Origin of the sequence: Bilophila sp. 4_1_30, from assembly GCF_000224655.1 — a bacterium.
In the GTDB taxonomy this organism is placed as follows: domain Bacteria; phylum Desulfobacterota; class Desulfovibrionia; order Desulfovibrionales; family Desulfovibrionaceae; genus Bilophila; species Bilophila wadsworthia.
Genome location: NZ_JH114247.1, coordinates 1 through 1,473, shown reverse-complemented (window position 1 = coordinate 1,473; position 1,473 = coordinate 1). Strand labels below are relative to the sequence as shown.

Below are 1,473 nucleotides of genomic sequence, written 5' to 3'. Positions count from 1 at the left end.
AGGTCGTATGGTGCGATTCCATGACGGGCAAGGAAATCAGCCGCCGCCCGATGACCGCCGATGAGCGGCAGCACCGCCTTGAACTCGTCACCCCGGACAAGCCCGCGGACAACGGCGAAGGCCGGGCGGAAGTGCTCACCTTGCCCGCGCCGCCCGCCGCCAACGCCCGCACCTGCCTGTCATGCCGACACCTTTCCGCTGACGGCACGGAAAAGGCCGAGCCCTGCATGGCCTGCGCACAGGCAAACGGCGGCGATGCCGACAACTGGGAGCCGCGCCGCGAATGCAAGACCTGCGCCCACGTCACCAGCACCGTGGACGGCTTCCCCTGCGGCGGGTGCAGCCTGAACCCCGATCCCGGACACGGCGGCGAAGAGGACCGCTGGACATGGAAGGATGCCCCGAAGGAGGGAATACCGTGCTGACCAGAGAACAGGCGAAAAAACAGCCCTGTCCGCTGATGCCGACGACCAAAAGTTACGAATACCACGCCAATGGTGCCGGGATCGCCTACGAAGCCATCGAATACGGAAAGTGTGCGGGCGAAGAATGCCCCAAGTGGCGGGACGGAAAAGTGGACGGAGGAAAGTGTTCCTATAATGGGGATTGTAGGAAAGCAGTGTGCAACTGTACTTCCTGCCCCGACCGCTACGGCTACTGTGGAGGCTGACCATGCCAGGCTACGACGACCCGAACCGCCCGGAATGGACGGGCAAGCGCAAGGCAAAGAACTTCGCCCACATCAACGCCGCCTGCAAAGGGCTGAAAACCTCCGGCGGCAAACCGCCGACGGAATGCCCCAAGTGCGGCACAAGCCATAAGTTCGCGGCCTGCCCCGTGTGCGGGTGCCCGCGACCGAAACGATAGGCTCCCAATCTGGGGGCTTCACAGGAGAACTTGCCATGCCTTTCCAAGACGCCTATGAGCGGATCCTTCAATCCACGGGCCTGCGCACACAAACGGATGTCGCCGCCCTGCTCGGTGTGAAGCAGAGCAGCATTTCGGAAGCGAAACGGCGCAACCACATCCCCGATTCTTGGATCTTGACGCTTTTCAATAAGAAAGGCCTCAATCCCTCTTGGATCCGCACCGGCGAAGGCCCGCAGTATGTGGAGGGAACGGATACGCCCCCGACGCCTGTTTTGTCGGAACAGCAGGCGGCAGAGAGCCTTGAGCCGATACTCCGGGCGGCCCTGCTCGGCGTGGTTCCCGAGCTTGCCGACCAGCTCAGGCAAAAGATGAACCCATAACCTCAACACGCATCACACGGAACGGTAATGAACGACGCTGAAATCATGGAACTCGTTGATGAGGTCAGAAGGTGCGAACGCGCCGTGCAACAGGCGAAGAATGCCCTTGAAGTCGCCAAACGTGACGCCGCCGTCGCCGCCTGCCCCTACAAGGAAGGCGATATTGTCTCCGGATGGGATCACGACGGCACCAGTCCGGCAAAGGTTGATAAATCCTGTTCGT

Annotated in this window: 5 protein-coding genes; all 5 read left to right on the top strand. The window is 61.6% G+C overall.

Translation table 11 applies throughout. The features are described 5' to 3' along the window. On the top strand, positions 1-425 hold a 425-nt coding region (locus HMPREF0178_RS19905; protein ID WP_009369336.1), incomplete at its 5' end, for a hypothetical protein. Continuing rightward, complete coding sequence (locus HMPREF0178_RS19900) at positions 419-670, top strand: hypothetical protein (protein ID WP_232281340.1); 252 nt, start codon at positions 419-421, stop codon at positions 668-670. The genes HMPREF0178_RS19905 and HMPREF0178_RS19900, both read left to right, overlap by 7 nt. Positions 671-672: 2 nt before the next feature. Next, positions 673-867: a hypothetical protein gene (locus HMPREF0178_RS19895; RefSeq protein WP_009369334.1), complete on the top strand. Its 195-nt coding sequence runs from the start codon at positions 673-675 to the stop codon at positions 865-867. A 35-nt stretch (positions 868-902) separates the two neighbouring features. Then, a complete protein-coding gene (locus HMPREF0178_RS19890) occupies positions 903-1,250 on the top strand; it encodes a helix-turn-helix domain-containing protein (protein WP_009369333.1) in 348 nt (115 codons plus the stop codon). Positions 1,251-1,277: 27 nt separating this feature from the next. Beyond that, positions 1,278-1,473 (top strand): hypothetical protein (locus tag HMPREF0178_RS19885; protein WP_009369332.1); only part of this gene is annotated, 196 nt, incomplete at its 3' end.